Raw genomic sequence first — 17,287 nt, 5'->3', positions numbered from 1 at the left:
CGGCTGATGAGAAAGATAGCTTATTTAATAAAAAGTTAGCTTATTTAATAAAATAATAAGCTATATGATTTTTATAAAAGGATAACCGATCAAAGCACTTACTCAGAGGATTTGTTGAAATTGTTGCGTTCTTTGAAAGTATGGTATAATGATGCTACATGAGTGATCAAATCGAAAGGGAAAGGGGCAAAATGAATGAACTATGCGGTGAGTGCATGTCTTATGGGCGTGAATTGTAAATACAATGGCGGTAACAATGAAAATGCCAAAATTATAGCATTTTTAAAGGATCGTCCTCATCTTACAGTATGCCCTGAAATAGCCGGTGGTTTACCGGTTCCGCGGGCATGTTGTGAGATCGTTAACGGACGTATCTTGAATACAGATAAGGAAGATGTGACAGACGCTTTTATAAGAGGCGCTGAAAAGGAAGTACAGCGGTTGCTTGATGAAAAAGTAGATTTGGTAATCTTACAGCCAAGAAGCCCAAGCTGTGGAAAAGGGCGTATTTATGACGGTACTTTTCAAGGGAAATTAAAAGATGGTGATGGTGTTTTTGTACAGCTCTGTAAAAAGCAGGGAATTGAAGTGTGGAATTGTGACGAATTTCTTGAAAAACGAATCGGCTTTTTAAAATAATGGCGATTTCCTTTGTTTTCGTTAAAAAAAAGATTGTAAGTGGTATCAAAATGGTTTAAAATAGAGTATGTAAATAAGTTAATTTAGGAGGAATATAAAATGAAACAAATTACTGTATCTGTAATCGACCCAGTTGGTTTGCATGCACGTCCAGCTACTGTTGCTGTAAACGCTGCAAGCAAATTCAAATGTGAAGTTAACGTGTCTTTCAAAGGCCGTGAAGTAAACATGAAATCCATCATGGGTGTTATGTCACTGGGAATCCCAACACAGTCTGAAATCACAATCACTTGTAATGGTGATGATGAAGATTCTGCAATCGCTGCTATCGAAGAAGTATTGCGCGCACAGAAAATCATCGGTTAATGAAATTATGATGAAAAAGATGACAAAGGTCATCTTTTTTTTCAACTCTTTTATAAGGTAATAAAAAAGAAACATAATGCATCACAGAAATCTGTGGTAATCGCTTACATTTCGATAAAGTTTGATATAAAATGTAAATGAAGTATGCTATAATAGAAACAGCAATACAGAAAGGAAGAATGAGAAAATGTACAAAGATATTTATGAAAGATGGTTACATCATCCTAACCTAGATCCTTCTTATAAAGAAGTGCTTGAAAACATGGATGAAGAGACGATGAATGATGCTTTTTATACAACGATAGAATTTGGAACAGCAGGAATGAGAGGCTTGTTGGGTCCTGGAACAAATCGTATTAACATTCATACGATTCGTAAAGCAAATGTGGGATTTGCTGAATATATCTGCGCACATGGCGAAGAAGCTATGAAACGCGGCATTGCGATTGGTTATGACAACCGTCATATGTCAAAAGAGTTTGCTATGGATTCTGCAAGGTTGTTGGCTACGTATAACATTCGTTCTTATGTGTTTGAATCCTTGCGCCCGACTCCTGAATTAAGCTTTGCAGTCAGACATTTTCAATGTTTCGGCGGTATCATGGTAACGGCTAGTCATAATCCGAAAGAATATAATGGTTATAAATTGTATGATGAAAAAGGCTGTCAGCTAGTACCGGCACTTGCTGCACAAGTTATTGATCGTGTGAATGCGGTTGCGGATGAATTGGCAATTGAGGCGAATCCAACAGCGGAACAGGAGAAACTCATTACGGTCATCGGAAAAGATGTTGATGAAGAATATTATGCTAATGTATTAAGTATCCAGTTGAATCCGGATATTCCAAAAGATGATGTGAAAATTATCTTTACCCCAGAGCATGGAACAGCCAATATTCCAGTGAAAGAGGTATATACACGTGCGGGATATCATTTTGTGGCTGTGGAAGAACAATGTACGCCAGATCCTGATTTCTCGAATACACCAACACCAAATCCTGAAGAAGCAGGTTCTTATGAAATGGCATTAGAATATGCAAAACGTGAAGATGCCGATATTATTTTGGTATGTGATCCTGATGCAGACCGTATGGGTGTCGGTGTTAAACATAATGGAGACTATAAACTATTAACAGGGAATCAAAGTGGTGCCGTTTTAATTGAGTACATCTTCTCACAATTGACAGCAAAAGGGGAAATGCCAAACAATCCTGTCATGTTTAATACCGTTGTAACCAGTGATCTTGGAGAAAAGATTGCGACAAAGTATGGTGTTGCAACAGAAAAGACATTAACCGGTTTCAAATTTATTGGTGAAAAGGTTGCGAAATATGAAAAGACAAATGAAAAGCAGTATGTATTTGGTTATGAAGAAAGTTATGGCTCTTTGATTAAACCATTCGTACGCGATAAAGATGCTCCACAGGCTTGTTTGATGCTAGCTGAAGCTGCTTGCTACTATAAAGCAAAAGGTAAGACATTAGTGGATGTATTATATGATTTGTATGCTGAATTGGGCTATTATGAAGAAAGTCAAACTTCTTTGAAATTAGAAGGACAGGCTGGAGCTGAACGCATTCAGGAAATTTTAGCTACTTTGCGTAAGAGTGAAGTAAAAGAAATCAATGCAACAAAGGTAACGCGTTTTGAGGATTACAAGGAATGTCGTATCTTAGAAAATGGTGTAGAGAGTGAATTATGTGGCTTTACGAAATCAGACGTCTTGAAATACTATTTAGAAGATGGCAGCTGGATAGCAATACGTCCAAGCGGTACAGAACCAAAATGTAAGTTCTATTATTGTATCAAAGGCACTTCCTTACAGGACGCACATGAAAAAACATTAGCTTATCAAGATGCTATGAAGAAACTGATTGGTTAATAGAACATAGCAAAGTACATTTTAATGCCCGATTTGGGAAAAAATAAGGAAGTCTTAAGACTATTGAAAAATAGTAAAGACTTCCTGTTTTAATTAGCAAAGGAGTATGAAGATTTTACCATCTGCCATGAAAAGGCAAAGTTTATGCGGGATGCCAGGTCAAGGTAACCAAAATGATCAATAGAAAGACAAAGCTTATTGAATGATGTCTTATGCACATAGTTTAACAATCTGCAATAGTTTTTTCTTAATGAAAAAGGTACTATAGGCAAAAGATAATACAAGTAAAGGGATTAAGATGATCATAAAAACACCTCCTTTTGTTAGCTTAGGATAACTCTATATATACAATAACTTATATGGGATTAGAAGTCAACATAGATGCATAAAACTTTGATTATCAAAGGCTAAACGACAATTTTCATGATTTGTATAAAAAAACAGCAAAAAACCTTGAAACCCATTACAAATTCTTTAAAATAACAAAATTCTTGTAGGTTTTACAGGCAAAATAGAGTAAAATAAAGATATGATATAGAAACTGGAGGAGTTCTCATGAAAAATAAAATTTTAGATAATTATTATAAAGGAAATGCCATCAATGCATATGAGTTTTTTGGTGCGCATATCTGTGAAGAACGTGGGAAAAAGGGTGTTCGTTTTACGACATTTGCGCCGCATGCACAGGAAATACAGGTCATTGGAAGCTTTGATGATTGGAGCTGTAAAGGACACAAGATGCGTCGCAGTGATGATAAAGGAGTATGGACATTATTTATTGCTGGTGCTAAAGAAGGAGATATGTATAAATACCGTATCACACAGGCAACTGGCAGAGTTGTCGATAAAATGGATCCATATGCATTTTATTCAGAGTTGCGTCCGAACACAGCATCCATTGTGACAAATCTGGAATATAAAAAATGGAGCGATGGCAAATGGCTCGCAGAAAGAGATAAGAACTTTGCAAAACCAATGAATATCTATGAGTTGCATATAGGCTCATGGAAAAAGGAAGAAGATGTGGAATGGGTAAATTATCGCAGCATAGCAAAAGAATTAATCGCTTATGTAAAAGAAAATCATTTTACTCATATTGAATTGATGCCTTTGAATGAATATCCATTCGATGGTTCTTGGGGTTATCAATGCAGCGGTTATTTCAGTGCAACGAGCCGTTATGGTACATGTGAGGATCTGATGTATCTGATTAACGCATGTCATAAAGCAAAAATTGGTGTCATTATGGACTTTGTGCCGGTACACTTTGTACGAGATGATTTTTCTTTGTCTTATTTTGATGGAACGCCTCTATATGAATATGAGAAAGCATGTGATGCAGACTCACAATGGGGAACCGCTAATTTTAATCTATGGAAAGAAGAAGTACGCTCATTCTTAATGTCAGCGGCAGCTTTCTGGATTGATAAATATCATGTCGATGGTCTTCGTATGGATGCAATCAGCAATGTCATTCACTGGCATGGCAATAAAGACTTAGGAACAAACGAAGGAGCATTGCACTTTATTAAACGAATGAATTTTAATTTACATGAAGCATTCCCTGGAATCATGCTGATAGCAGAGGATTCCAGTGATTTCCCTAAGGTTACACATCCGACGGTTGAAGGTGGTTTGGGCTTTGACTATAAATGGGATTTAGGCTGGATGAATGACACCTTGAAATATTTAGAAAAAGATCCTATTTACCGTAAATGGCATCATAATAATATTACTTTCTCAATGGCCTATTTCTATTCTGAAAGATTCTTGATGGAATTTTCTCATGATGAAGTAGTACATGGCAAGAAGACAATTGTTGATAAAATCTTTGGAACCTATGAACAAAAATTTGCGCAATTAAGAACGTTATATTTGTATATGTTTACACATCCTGGTAAAAAGCTAAACTTCATGGGAAATGAATTGGCTCATTTCCGTGAATGGGATGAAGAAAAACAGTGCGATTGGGATCTATTAAAATATCCGATGCATGACGCTTTCCATAAATACTTTGCGAAACTAGGTGAAGTATACTGTAAATCGGCTACGCTGTATGAAAAAGAATATGACTGGGAATCTTTTGAATGGATCGATGCGGATAATGCGGATGAAAATCTCTTTAGTTATATGCGAAAAGGGGAAACTAAGAATTATATCGTTCTTCTGAATTTTTCACCTAATGTATATAAGGCTCATACCTTCGGGGTTTCTGAAAGTGGAACCTATCAGGAAATTCTGAATACGGATATGGATATATATGGAGGAGAAACTACAACATTGCAGAAATATAAAACGATAAAAGAAGAATGCAATAAACGTCCTTATACCATTACAGTAGATGTGCCAAGTTTTGGCGGTGTCTTATTAGAATATAAGAGAAAAAAACCAACTGCGAAAAAACAAGTGAAATAAAGTAAGAAAGGTTCAATGCCATGATGGTATTGAACCTTTGCTATATATGGGACAAACGTTATGCATTTCATAAAGAGTATCGTTTTTTAATACCTACTATCGCTTTTGGAAAAGAAGTTTAAAAAAATAAACACTTCTTCTTGCATTTCATTTCCATTCGTATTAAAATACAAGAGCGCCACATTTTGTGGTGTTTTAGAATGCGTGGGAGAAGGAGCAGCTCCTTCAATCAAACCACTGCATAAGACAACAATATATAGGAGGTGTGTCTTGTGAGTAAAAAAGTTGCAAAGATTTGTAAACTTCAGTTCCCTGCAGGAGGAGCTAGACCGGGACCAGCACTGGCATCTGCCGGAATCAACATGCCGCAGTTCTGTACAGCATTTAACGATGCTACAAAGGACCGTAATGGTGATATGGTACCAGTTATTATTACTGCATACGAAGACAAGAGCTTTGATTTCGTATTAAAAACAACTCCAGCAAGCATCATGATCAAGAAAGCTGCTGGCATCAAGAAGGCTAGTGGTGATCAGAAAGAAACCGCTGGAACAATTACAGTTGATCAGCTGCGTGAAATCGCAGAATACAAAATGCCTGACTTAAACGCAAATGATGTAGAAGCTGCTATGCGTATCGTTGCTGGTACTGCTAGAAACATGGGCGTTAAAGTTGAAGGTTATGAAGGATAAGAAAGGCGAGAGGTAAATAGATATGGCAAAAGTTGGAAAGAAATACGCTGAAGCTGCTAAGAAAATCGACCGCTCAAAGTCTTATTCGGTAGCTGAAGCTGTAAAATTAGCAAAAGAAACAAACATCGCTAAATTCGACGCATCTGTTGAAGTTAGCTTCAAATTAAATGTAGACCCACGTCATGCAGATCAGCAGATCCGTGGTGCTATGGTACTGCCACATGGTACTGGTAAAACACAGAAAGTTTGTGTTATTACACAGGGACCTAAGGAACAGGAAGCAAAAGACGCTGGCGCAGATTTCGTTGGTGGAAAAGAATTGTTAGAAGAAATCCAGAAGGGATGGTTTGACTTCGATGTGATCGTTGCCACTCCAAACATGATGGGTGAATTAGGTAAATTAGGTCGTCTGTTAGGACCTAAGGGCTTAATGCCAAACCCTAAGACTGGTACAGTTACCATGGATGTTGCAAAAGCTGTTGAAGACATCAAAAAAGGTAAAGTAGAATACCGTGTTGATAAAGAAGGTAACATTAACCTGATGATCGGTAAAGTAAGCTTTGACGATGAGAAGTTAGTGGACAACTTCAACGCAATCTACAACACAATCGTAAAAGCACGCCCTGCTGCAGTTAAGGGTGCTTATATCAAAAACCTTGTATTAACAACAACAATGGGTCCTGGCATCCATGTCGAAATCGTTAAATAAGGTTGACAAACTGCAAAACAACGTTTAAAATATTCGATGTTATCAATATACCATAGACAGTAACGGCGTAACAGCTTAATCATGTTACCGAGGTAGAAAGCAAGTAGATAAAACTTTCACCCGTAGACTGTCCAGTTTGCGGGTGTTTTATATCACTCTTGAAAGGTATATTGTTACATATAAATCAGGAGGTGTGAAGTTCATGAACCAGGCAATCATCGATAGCAAAAAGGCAGTCGTTTCTGAAATTGCTCAGAAAATGAAAGAAGCCGATTCAACCGTAGTTGTTGAATATCGTGGTCTGAGTGTTGCGGAAGTAACACAGCTGCGTAGAGATCTTCGCGCAGAAGGCGTAGAGTTCAAGGTTTACAAAAACTCTCTTGCTCAGCGTGCTGCCGAAGAAGCCGGTGCCAGTGAATTAGTAAAAGACTTGGTTGGACCAAACGCAATCGCATTTGGACCAGACGCAGTTGCCCCTGCTCGTGTATTAGCAAAATTTGCGAAAACACACGACAAGCTTGTACTGAAGAGCGGTATCGTAGAAGGTAAGGTAGTCAGTGTTGACACAATCAAAGAGTTGTCAAGTCTGCCAAACCGTGAAGGTATGTTATCAATGCTGTTAAGCTGCTTACAGTCACCAGTACGCGGATTCGCATGTGCTGTTAAAGCTGTTGCAGAAAGCAAAGAAGAAGGTGCAGCACCAGCTGCCGAAGCTACAGAAGAAGCTGCTGCTTAATTGCATGCAGACAAACTATTAACTAGGAGGAAAAGAACATGGCAAAATTAAACCAGGAAGACATCTTAGCTTACTTAGAAGAAGCTACAATCTTAGAACTGAATGAATTAGTAAAAGCAATCGAAGAAAAATTTGGCGTAACGGCTGCTGCTCCAGTTGCTGTTGCAGCTGCTGCTGATGCAGGTGCTGCTGCTGAAGGACCAAGCGAAGTAACTGTTACATTAACAGACATCGGTGGAACAAAAGTTGCTGTTATCAAGGCTGTACGTGAAATCACAGGCTTAGGTCTGGTAGACGCTAAGGGTCTGGTTGACAAAGCACCAAGCGTAATCAAAGAAAATGTTAGCCCAGAAGAAGCAGAAGAAATCAAGAAGAAATTGATGGACGCTGGAGCTAGCGTAGAAGTTAAGTAATAACTTACACATCTTGATGAACTACAAAAAGCCTTCGGGCTTTTTGTCACCTAAAAAAGGCGGGATAACGATGGATCATTATTTTACAGATAATCGTCATTTAGCAGAAAACCGGAAGGAAATATCTTTCCGGTTTTGGTGTTTTAACTATACTTTCTTAACTGATAACGGTGTCTTCTCAAAAGGCGGTGTTGATTTTGGAACACAGGTCTTCTTAAACACCCTGCTGAAAAGAGATGAACTACAGGATACGATACTTGATGTTGGCTGCGGATATGGACCAATCGGTATCATCATCAAGCATACATATCCCGATAAGCATGTGGAAATGGTCGATGTCAATCCACGTGCAATCGCCCTAGCTAAAGAAAATGCCAAGGCCAATCATGTGGATGTGCAGATTCATGAGTCCGATGTATATGCACAGGTAACTGGGAATACTTATACTGACATCCTAACCAATCCACCCATCCGGGCCGGTAAGAAGGTCATTTATGAAATCTTTGAAAAAGCTTATGATCATTTATGTGAAGGCGGCTGCTTATGGGTTGTTATTCGTAAACAACAGGGCGCAAATAGTGCAGTGAATAAAATCAAAGAAGTGTTCGGTAATTGTGACATCATTGAAAAAGAAAAAGGCTATTGGATCTTAAAGGCAAAGAAATAAATATACGTACAGCTATAACTATAGTACCGCTATAACGTAGGGAGAAATTAAGTCGGTTGATATCAAGAATACCAACGATAACGTAGAGAAGTTAAATCGGTTGATATTAGGGAATGCCAACATGCACGCTTTCACGAAATTAGGAAGGAAAGCTCTTCTTTATGGAAATTGCCACCATGATGGTGCAACAATCGTTATCACATGCAATCAGTTACGAAAATATACCTTTCCATGCAGATTGCTACCCAACGTACACAAATAGCTAAAATATCGAAAAAGCATTGACAATTTGACAAACCATTGATATTATAATAAATTGCATAATACTAAAATATTAAAATGGGTTTTCATGCCCTATTTTGGTAAGAAAAACTTGTAGAAAGGATGGCGTACATGGACAAAAAACAGCCTTATCGTATTGTCGCTTCCGGTAAAAAGGCAGAGCGTCGCGATTACTCAAAAGTTAGTGGACATCTGGAACTGCCGAATCTGGTTGAAATTCAGACGGATTCTTTTGAGTGGTTCAAGAACGAAGGAATTGGAGAAGTTTTCAATGAAATCTACCCGATTCAAAACTATGGAGGAAATATCAAGCTGAAGTTCGCCGGTTATGAATTCGGTGAACCTAAATACAATGCGGAAGAATCAATGTATCGCGAATGTAATTACGCAGCACCATTGAAAGCACGCATGGAACTTGAAATAACAGATAACACAACAGGTGAAGTTATCAATAAATGGGAAGATGTCTTCCTGGGTGATTTCCCTTTAATGACCGAAACAGGTACTTTCATCATCAATGGAGCGGAACGTGTCATCGTTTCGCAGATCGTGCGTTCTCCGGGAGCGTACTTCTCTACCGGTTATGATGAAAAAACAGGTAAAGTATCGTATGCCTGTGAATTAATTCCAAGCCGCGGTACTTGGCTGGAATACATGACAGAAACGAAAAAAGCGTCTACCGGACGTGTTTTAAACATGAGCATTGACCGTAAACGTAAAATGCTTTCTTCTGTATTGTTTAAAGCTGTCGGTATGTCTATTGATTTAGATCACAGCGAAGATGCCCATGATACAACACAGATCAAGACGTTCTTAAAGGCTATGGGACGTGATGTGATCGAAGATGTTGCACAGGATGATGAAGATCGTGAATTCATGAATCTTTACCTTACATTATATGCATCTTACTTTGGTAAATACGAAGAAATTGAGAATACCCTGTTAGCCGATAAGGTTAAGACTACACAGGAAGCTTTATTGTCTATTTATGAAAACCAGCGTTCGGATGAAATACCTACCTTGGATGGTTCTATCACCTTAATGAATGCGAAGTTCTTTGATCCTCGCCGTTATGATCTAACCAAAGCCGGACGTTTTAAATTACGTAAGAAATTAAATGCCATCAACCGTATTTACGGTAATCGTTTGGCAATGGATATTTTGGCAAGTGATGGCAGTGTCTTCATGCCTAGCGGTACGATGATTCATCGTGATGAACGTAACACTTTACGTGAAGAGTTGGAAAAAGGTATGCATGTACATGCTTTCCCTTTTAATCCATTATTCAACCATCCGGATAAAGTAGAAGTTCCGGCATCTAACCATCTTGGTCTTGTTGGCCGTGTTTTGGCAGAGGATGTGGAATTGAGTGATGCTACCCTGTTTGAAGGAACCGTATTAACACAGAAGGATGTAGACGCAATCGCAAAAGAATGTGAAACCATTTCTGTACATGGCGGTATCATCGCAAAGCAGGTGGCATTGGAAAAAGGCAATGTCAATGCAGTGTTAAACTATGGACAGCGCATGTATGCGTTAGGCCGTGTAACGGATGCACAGGGCAATGATCTGGAAAATGAAGAAGGTGACTTCTATGCAGAAGGCTATTTACCTCGTCACAAGCCAGATACCTTAAGTGCAAACGACCAGGAAGCTTTACGTAATAAAGTAAACAATGGTGAAACTGTGTATGCATGGTTGGTAGGTGCAGCTGTTCAGGAAGTGCTTGTACGTACTGGCGATGAGCAAGTAGTAAAAGTAATTGGTAATGACCCATATGCGAACAAGCATACCATTACGATTTCCGATATGTATGCATTCTATACGTATAACTTAAATGTTATGGAAGGTGTCGGAGAAACCGACGATATCGATATGTTGGGTAACCGTCGTATCCGTTCTGTTGGTGAATTGATCCAGAACCAGTTCCGTATTGGTTTAAGCCGTATGGAGCGTGTTGTTAAGGAGCGTATGTCCATTGCGGAAACAGCAACCTTAACACCTAAGAAATTAACGAATATTCGTCCATTAACAGCAGCTATCAAGGAGTTCTTCTCTAGTTCTCAGCTGTCACAGTTCATGGATCAGCAGAATCCATTGGCAGAATTGACCAACAAACGTCGTATTTCTGCCTTAGGTCCAGGTGGTCTGACCAGAGATCGCGCCGGTTTTGAAGTACGTGACGTTCATAGTTCTCACTATGGTCGTATCTGTCCTATCGAAACTCCAGAAGGTCCAAACATCGGTCTGATTTCCAACCTGACTTCTTATGGTAAGATCAATGAATATGGATTTATTCAGACACCATATCGTATCGTTAAGAAAGATGGAACAGTAGAAGATGAAGCAATCTACTTATCAGCTGATGAAGAAGCGGATTATGTTATCGCGCAGGCGAATGAGGTTGTAGAAGGCCGTTTGATCAATGAAAATGTCGTTGCTCGTAAAGCGGGAGAAACCATCATCGCTAAACGTGAAGAAGTAGAATTGGCCGACGTTTCACCAAAACAGATCGTATCCGTGGCAACTGCCTGTGTACCATTCCTGGAAAATGACGATGCTTCTCGTGCCTTGATGGGTGCGAACATGCAGCGTCAGGCCGTACCTTTGTTACAGCCACATTCTCCATATGTAGGAACTGGTATCGAATATAAGATTGCCAAGGACTCTGGTGTCGGTATCGTCGCAAAAGAAAACGGTATTGTTGAATACGTCGATTCTCAGCGCATCATCGTCAGTGGTGATGATGGAGAACGTCATGAATATCGTTTGCGTAAATTCCAGCGTTCTAACAATGGTACCAACATCAACCAAAGTCCAATCGTAAAAAAAGGTGAACGCATCGATAAGGGAGATATCCTAGCCGATGGACCATCTATGGAAAAGGGTGAACTTGCCCTTGGACAAAACGTTACGATCGCCTATATGACATGGTATGGCTACAACTATGAGGATGCCATCATCATGAGTGAGCGTTTGGTACGTGATGATGTGTATACGTCAATTCATATTGAAGAATACGACATTGATTGTCGTGAAACAAAATTAGGGCCAGAAGAAATTACTCGTGACATTCCTAACGTAAGTGAAGCAGCCTGCCGTAACTTAGACAGCCGTGGTATCATCATGGTTGGTGCGGAAGTACGCGAGGGTGACATTCTGGTTGGTAAAGTAACACCAAAAGGACAGAGTGAAATCTCTCCTGAAGAAAAACTGTTATTAGCTATTTTCGGTGAGAAATCCCGTGAAGTGCGTGACAACTCCTTGAAGGTACCTCATGGTGGTGCCGGTATCGTACATTCTATCCGTATCTTCAAAAGAAGTGAAGGACATGATTTGCCACCTGGAGTTAATGAAACCGTAAAAGTTTACATCGTTCAGAAACGTAAGATTTCTGAAGGTGATAAGATGGCCGGCCGTCATGGTAATAAAGGTGTCATCTCCAAGATCTTACCGGTTGAGGATATGCCATATATGCCAGATGGAACGCCAATTGATATCATGTTGAACCCATTCGGTGTGCCATCTCGTATGAACATCGGACAGGTTCTGGAAATCCATTTAGGATATGCCGCTAAGAAACTGGGCGTGAAATTCTCCACACCGGTATTCGATGGTATCAACAACCAGGAATTAAGCGACATCATGAAAGAAGCCGATATGACCGTAGATGGTAAACAGGTACTGTACGATGGACGTACCGGTGAACCATTCGATGAACGTATTTCTGTCGGTGTTATGTACATGATCAAACTGGCGCACATGGTTGACGATAAGCTGCATGCCCGTGCAACCGGACCTTACTCCTTAGTAACGCAGCAGCCATTAGGTGGTAAAGCACAGAATGGTGGTCAGCGATTCGGTGAGATGGAGGTTTGGGCACTGGAAGCTTATGGTGCTGCCCATACACTGCAGGAAATCTTGACGGTAAAATCTGATGATATCGTAGGACGTACTAAGACTTATGAAGCAATCATCAAAGGAAAAGATATTCCTGAACCAGGCATTCCTGAATCCTTCCGCGTATTGAAACATGAATTACAGGCATTAGCCATCGATGTGAAAATGCTGGATGAAGACGGAAATGAAGTCGATATCAACAAAGAAGAATCAAGTGAACCTGCTGCACTGCCACCAATTCCACAGGAAGAGGTTGTCAGTGAAGAGGATATTAATGATATAAATGAAGATGTTGAAGTTGAAGATGATGAAGTGCTTTTGGATGATGAAGAAAACATGGATGACTTCGACGAAGATGTATTAATTGCAGAAGATGATGAACAAGTAGAGGAGGCGTAAGTAGATGAGTGTTAATGATTTTGCCTCAATTCAGGTGAGCCTAGCATCTCCTGAAAGAATCCATGAATGGAGTCATGGTGAAGTTAAAAAACCGGAAACAATCAATTATCGTTCCCAGAAACCGGAACGTGATGGATTGTTCTGTGAACGTATTTTCGGACCTAGCAAGGACTGGGAATGTTATTGCGGTAAGTATAAGAAAGTACGTTATAAAGGTGTTGTCTGTGACCGCTGTGGTGTAGAAATCACCAAATCCAGTGTTCGTCGTGAACGTATGGGACACATTGAATTGGCTGCACCGGTAGCACACATCTGGTATTTACGCGGTATTCCTAGCCGTATGGCACTGCTGCTGGATGTAACACCAAAACAATTGGAAGAAGTAGTATATTTCGTATCCTGGATCGTAACAGATCCTAAGGATACGAATCTGGAATACAAACAGATCTTATCTGAAAAAGAATATCGTGAATATATGGCACTGTACGGTCCTGGAAGCTTTACGGCACAGACTGGTGCAGAAGCTGCTTTGACCCTGTTGAAAGAAGTTGACCTGGAATTAGAATACAAACACATTCAAGAAGCTTTGGAAAATGCGCAGGGTGAAAAACGTAAGAAATTAATCAAGCGTTTAGATACCGTAGAAGCTTTCCGTAATTCTGACAATAAGCCAGAATGGATGGTTATGACAGTAATTCCGGTAATCCCACCTGATTTAAGACCAATGCTGCAGTTAGATGGTGGACGTTTCGCGACAAGTGATCTAAATGATTTATATCGTCGTGTCATCACACGTAACAACCGTTTGAAGAAGCTGTTAGAGTTGGGAACTCCTGCTATCATCGTACAAAACGAAAAACGTATGCTGCAGGAAGCAGTTGATGCTTTGATCGATAATGGTCGTCGTTCTAAACCAATTACCGGTGCCGGCGGACGTGCTTTGAAGTCTTTATCACATTCCTTAAAGGGTAAACAAGGACGTTTCCGTCAGAACCTATTAGGTAAACGTGTTGACTTCTCCGGTCGTTCTGTAATCGCCGTAGGACCAGATTTGAAGATGTATCAGTGTGGTATTCCACGTGAAATGGCAATTCAGTTGTTTAAACCATTTGTTATTAATGAAATCGTAAATCAGGAAATCGCCAGCAATCCAAAGACAGCAGAGAAACTGATTGATCGTCAGGATCCACGTATTTGGGATATCGTTGAAAAGGTAATTGATGGCTATCCTGTCTTAATGAACCGTGCCCCTACGCTGCACCGTTTAGGTATTCAGGCGTTTAAGCCAAAACTGGTAGAAGGACGTGCATTGCGTCTGCATCCATTAGTATGTACTGCCTTTAATGCCGACTTCGATGGTGACCAGATGGCTGTCCATGTACCATTGAGTGAAGAAGCAAGAGCCGAAGCCTTAGTGATGATGTTAGGTTCTAACAATATCCTAGGTCCAAAGGATGGAAAACCAATCGTTACCCCAGGTCAGGATATGGTCATGGGTAACTTCTATCTGACGATGGAAGAAACGGCTGAAGAATTCCATGATGAAGCGCAGCGCTATTTATCTGTCGATTGTCCAAAATCAGCAGCTATGTGGCAGCGTTATGGAGATAATGAAGGACATGTCTTCGGTAGCATCAATGAAATTTTGATGGCTTATGAAACAGACCAGATTCATTTACATTCTCGTATTGCCATTCCGGCAAGAGCATTAAATAAAACAAGCTTTACGGATGAACAGCAGAAACAGTATTTGCTGACAACAGTTGGTAAGGTTATCTTTAACAACATGTTCCCTAGCGACTTCCCATTCTTGAATGAGGTAAGTGCAGCCAATTTCCAGGCAACACCGGAAAAGTATTTCCTGGATATGGGAAAAGATGTAAAAGAAGCTATCCGTAATTTACCTGTAACACCTGCTTTCAAGAAGAAAGATTTAGGTAAGATCATCGGTGAGATCTTCAAACGTTACAGTACTGAAAAAACATCTGAAATCCTTGATCAGATCAAGGATATGGGATTTAAATATTCTACAGTTGCCGGTGTTACGGTATCCTTAAGTGATATCGAGGTTGCTCCTCATAAAGAAGAGCATGTGGAATATGGTAAAGCCAAAGCCGAAGAATTAAAAACCCTGCGTAAGAAAGGTAAGCTTACGATGCAGGAGTGGGAACGTCACTTAAATAAGCTGTGGGCAGATGTCAAAGATGATATCGCCGAAGAGCTGTTAGGTAACTTGCCACGTAAAAACCCAATCAACATGATGGCGCGTTCTGGTGCCCGTGGTAATACGTCAAACTTTACTCAGTTAGCTGGTATGCGTGGTCTGATGGCGAAACCATCACAGTCCAAATCAGCGAAGGGTGAATATGTACCAAGTATCATCGAGGTTCCTATCTATTCATGTTTCCGTGAAGGTCTGAATGTGTCTGAGTTCTTTATCTCAACACACGGTGTGCGTAAAGGTCTGACCGATACCGCATTGAAGACTGCCGAATCTGGATATCTGACACGTCGTTTGGTTGACGTTGCCCAGGATGTTATCGTTAAACAGGAAGACTGTGGTACAGATAAAGGGTACTGGGTAGAAGCTATCGTAGATCGCAAAACGAATACGATTATCGAATCTTTGTATGATCGTTTAGTTGGTCGTTATACAAAACAAGAAGTTACAGATCCTAAGACAGGTGAAGTCATCATTGAAAGTGATGAATTCATCACGGAGCCAATTGCGCAGCGAATTGTAGATGCTGGTGTTGAAGGCTTATATATCCGAAGCGCATTTACTTGTAAATCTATTTACGGTGTATGTAAGAAATGTTATGGTCGTAACATGGCAACCGGTAAAGATGTTGAAGTTGGCGAAGCTGTTGGTATCATGGCTGCCCAATCTATCGGTGAACCAGGTACACAGCTGACCATGCGTACTTTCCATACCGGTGGTGTAGCAAGTGCTGATGGTGGAGATATCACACAGGGTCTTCCTCGTGTCGAGGAGCTGTTTGAAGCTCGCTGTCCTAAGGGTGTAGCTGTATTAGCTCAGATTACCGGTGAAATCACATCGATTAATCAGATTGAAACAGGCTACGAAGTAGTTGTCGCAAATGATAAAGAAAGTATTACGCATAAGGTGACTTTGGTACAGGCAATTCGTCCTTGGATGAAGGTTGGTGCACATGTCGAAGCTGGTGACAAAATTACGGAAGGTCAGGTTGACCCTAAGGAATTATTAAAGGTTGCTGGTGTACGTCAGGTACAAAACTACATTCTAAAAGAAGTTAAGAAAGTATATGCTAGCCAGGGTATTGAAATCAGTGACAAGCATATTGAAGTTATGATTCGCCAGATGCTGCGTAAAGTAGTCGTTCTGGAAGGCAATGATACACACTTGAATCCAGGTGTGCAGGTATCCTTGACCGAAATCACGAAAATCAACCGTCAGGCATTGTTAAGCGGTAAAACACCGGCTACTTTCAAACCGGTATTGTTAGGTATTTCTAAGGCATCTGTTGAAACAGACTCCTTCTTATCGGCAGCATCTTTCCAGGAAACAACGAAAGTTCTGACGGATGCAGCAATCAAAGGTAAGAAAGATTACCTCATTGGTCTGAAAGAAAATGTTATCATCGGTAAGCTGATTCCAGCTGGAACCGGCTGCAAAGCTGATCGCCAAACAAATGAAATCATTGCGGAAAGAGCAGAAGAGTTACGTGAAGAGCGTATCGAACGTAATGCGAAACCAGATGATGATCAATTTATGGCATATGTACCTTCACCTGAGAAATTAACAAGTGAAATGGTACAGAAAATCATGGATGGTGAAGATGTATCTGATGAAGAAATTGGAATTAAACAGCCAATTCTTCCGGAATTACACGATTAACAATCCTAAAGGATATCAAGAAGGAGTTCTTACGATGTAGGAACTCCTTTTGTGATTATCAAAAGTATCCATATCAAGAGGCAAATTCGTAAAGCGATAGAAAGAATTTCTGCCTAGATCATATGGAATAGCAGATTAGTAAAAATAATCTGAAATAATCATAAAAAAGTTATTATTTTGATTGACAGGAACGATATAATTTGATATTATATACAGGCACTCAACGAGAGTGACGTCCACCAAACAGTGGATGCTATCGGTCTTTGAAAACTGAACAGGAAACGTCAATTTCAATGAAAAAGAGAAG

The 17,287-nt window shown here is 40.0% G+C and carries 11 protein-coding genes and 1 other annotated feature; all 11 genes read left to right on the top strand.

Going from position 1 to position 17,287, the window contains the following annotated elements; all coding sequences use genetic code 11:
• Positions 1 to 195: 195 nt before the first annotated feature.
• Positions 196 to 639 (top strand): 2-thiouracil desulfurase family protein, encoded by a 444-nt coding sequence (locus EDD61_RS11830; protein ID WP_008691273.1) that lies wholly within the window; start codon positions 196 to 198, stop codon positions 637 to 639.
• A 99-nt stretch (positions 640 to 738) separates the two neighbouring features.
• Positions 739 to 1,005, top strand: a complete 267-nt coding sequence (locus EDD61_RS11825; protein ID WP_008691274.1) for a phosphocarrier protein HPr — start codon at positions 739 to 741, stop codon at positions 1,003 to 1,005.
• Positions 1,006 to 1,192: 187 nt separating this feature from the next.
• Entirely contained in the window at positions 1,193 to 2,887 is a 1,695-nt protein-coding gene (locus EDD61_RS11820; protein WP_008691275.1) for a phospho-sugar mutase, read from the top strand.
• Positions 2,888 to 3,442: 555 nt separating this feature from the next.
• A complete protein-coding gene (gene glgB, locus EDD61_RS11815) occupies positions 3,443 to 5,302 on the top strand; it encodes a 1,4-alpha-glucan branching protein GlgB (RefSeq protein WP_008691277.1) in 1,860 nt (619 codons plus the stop codon).
• A 272-nt stretch (positions 5,303 to 5,574) separates the two neighbouring features.
• Positions 5,575 to 5,994, top strand: coding sequence for a 50S ribosomal protein L11 (rplK, locus tag EDD61_RS11810; RefSeq protein ID WP_008691278.1), 420 nt, complete (start codon positions 5,575 to 5,577; stop codon positions 5,992 to 5,994).
• Between the two features lie 22 nt (positions 5,995 to 6,016).
• Positions 6,017 to 6,703 (top strand): 50S ribosomal protein L1, encoded by a 687-nt coding sequence (gene rplA / locus EDD61_RS11805; protein ID WP_008691279.1) that lies wholly within the window; start codon positions 6,017 to 6,019, stop codon positions 6,701 to 6,703.
• 32 nt (positions 6,704 to 6,735) lie between these two features.
• Positions 6,736 to 6,862, top strand: a sequence feature (ribosomal protein L10 leader region).
• A gap of 43 nt (positions 6,863 to 6,905) precedes the next feature.
• On the top strand, positions 6,906 to 7,439 hold the full coding sequence (rplJ, locus tag EDD61_RS11800) for a 50S ribosomal protein L10 (RefSeq protein WP_008977706.1): 534 nt from the start codon (positions 6,906 to 6,908) through the stop codon (positions 7,437 to 7,439).
• A 38-nt stretch (positions 7,440 to 7,477) separates the two neighbouring features.
• On the top strand, positions 7,478 to 7,852 hold the full coding sequence (gene rplL / locus EDD61_RS11795; RefSeq protein WP_008691281.1) for a 50S ribosomal protein L7/L12: 375 nt from the start codon (positions 7,478 to 7,480) through the stop codon (positions 7,850 to 7,852).
• Between the two features lie 70 nt (positions 7,853 to 7,922).
• Complete coding sequence (locus EDD61_RS11790) at positions 7,923 to 8,519, top strand: class I SAM-dependent methyltransferase (RefSeq protein WP_008977705.1); 597 nt, start codon at positions 7,923 to 7,925, stop codon at positions 8,517 to 8,519.
• A 393-nt stretch (positions 8,520 to 8,912) separates the two neighbouring features.
• On the top strand, positions 8,913 to 13,100 hold the full coding sequence (gene rpoB, locus EDD61_RS11785; RefSeq protein ID WP_008691284.1) for a DNA-directed RNA polymerase subunit beta: 4,188 nt from the start codon (positions 8,913 to 8,915) through the stop codon (positions 13,098 to 13,100).
• Between the two features lie 4 nt (positions 13,101 to 13,104).
• Entirely contained in the window at positions 13,105 to 16,980 is a 3,876-nt protein-coding gene (rpoC, locus tag EDD61_RS11780) for a DNA-directed RNA polymerase subunit beta' (RefSeq protein ID WP_008691285.1), read from the top strand.
• Positions 16,981 to 17,287 lie beyond the last annotated feature (307 nt).

This window comes from Longicatena caecimuris (assembly GCF_004341945.1).
Lineage (GTDB): Bacteria > Bacillota_I > Bacilli_A > Erysipelotrichales > Erysipelotrichaceae > Longicatena > Longicatena caecimuris.
This window is presented reverse-complemented; position numbering and strand designations above follow the sequence as displayed.

Bases quoted from the DNA above. Each gene is read 5' to 3' on its own strand.
- EDD61_RS11830 (WP_008691273.1), top strand. From the start codon at position 196: ATGAACTATGCGGTGAGTGCATGTCTTATGGGCGTGAATTGTAAATAC.
- EDD61_RS11825 (WP_008691274.1), top strand. From the start codon at position 739: ATGAAACAAATTACTGTATCTGTAATCGACCCAGTTGGTTTGCATGCA.
- EDD61_RS11820 (WP_008691275.1), top strand. From the start codon at position 1,193: ATGTACAAAGATATTTATGAAAGATGGTTACATCATCCTAACCTAGAT.
- glgB (WP_008691277.1), top strand. From the start codon at position 3,443: ATGAAAAATAAAATTTTAGATAATTATTATAAAGGAAATGCCATCAAT.
- rplA (WP_008691279.1), top strand. From the start codon at position 6,017: ATGGCAAAAGTTGGAAAGAAATACGCTGAAGCTGCTAAGAAAATCGAC.
- rplJ (WP_008977706.1), top strand. From the start codon at position 6,906: ATGAACCAGGCAATCATCGATAGCAAAAAGGCAGTCGTTTCTGAAATT.
- rplL (WP_008691281.1), top strand. From the start codon at position 7,478: ATGGCAAAATTAAACCAGGAAGACATCTTAGCTTACTTAGAAGAAGCT.
- EDD61_RS11790 (WP_008977705.1), top strand. From the start codon at position 7,923: ATGGATCATTATTTTACAGATAATCGTCATTTAGCAGAAAACCGGAAG.
- rpoB (WP_008691284.1), top strand. From the start codon at position 8,913: ATGGACAAAAAACAGCCTTATCGTATTGTCGCTTCCGGTAAAAAGGCA.
- rpoC (WP_008691285.1), top strand. From the start codon at position 13,105: ATGAGTGTTAATGATTTTGCCTCAATTCAGGTGAGCCTAGCATCTCCT.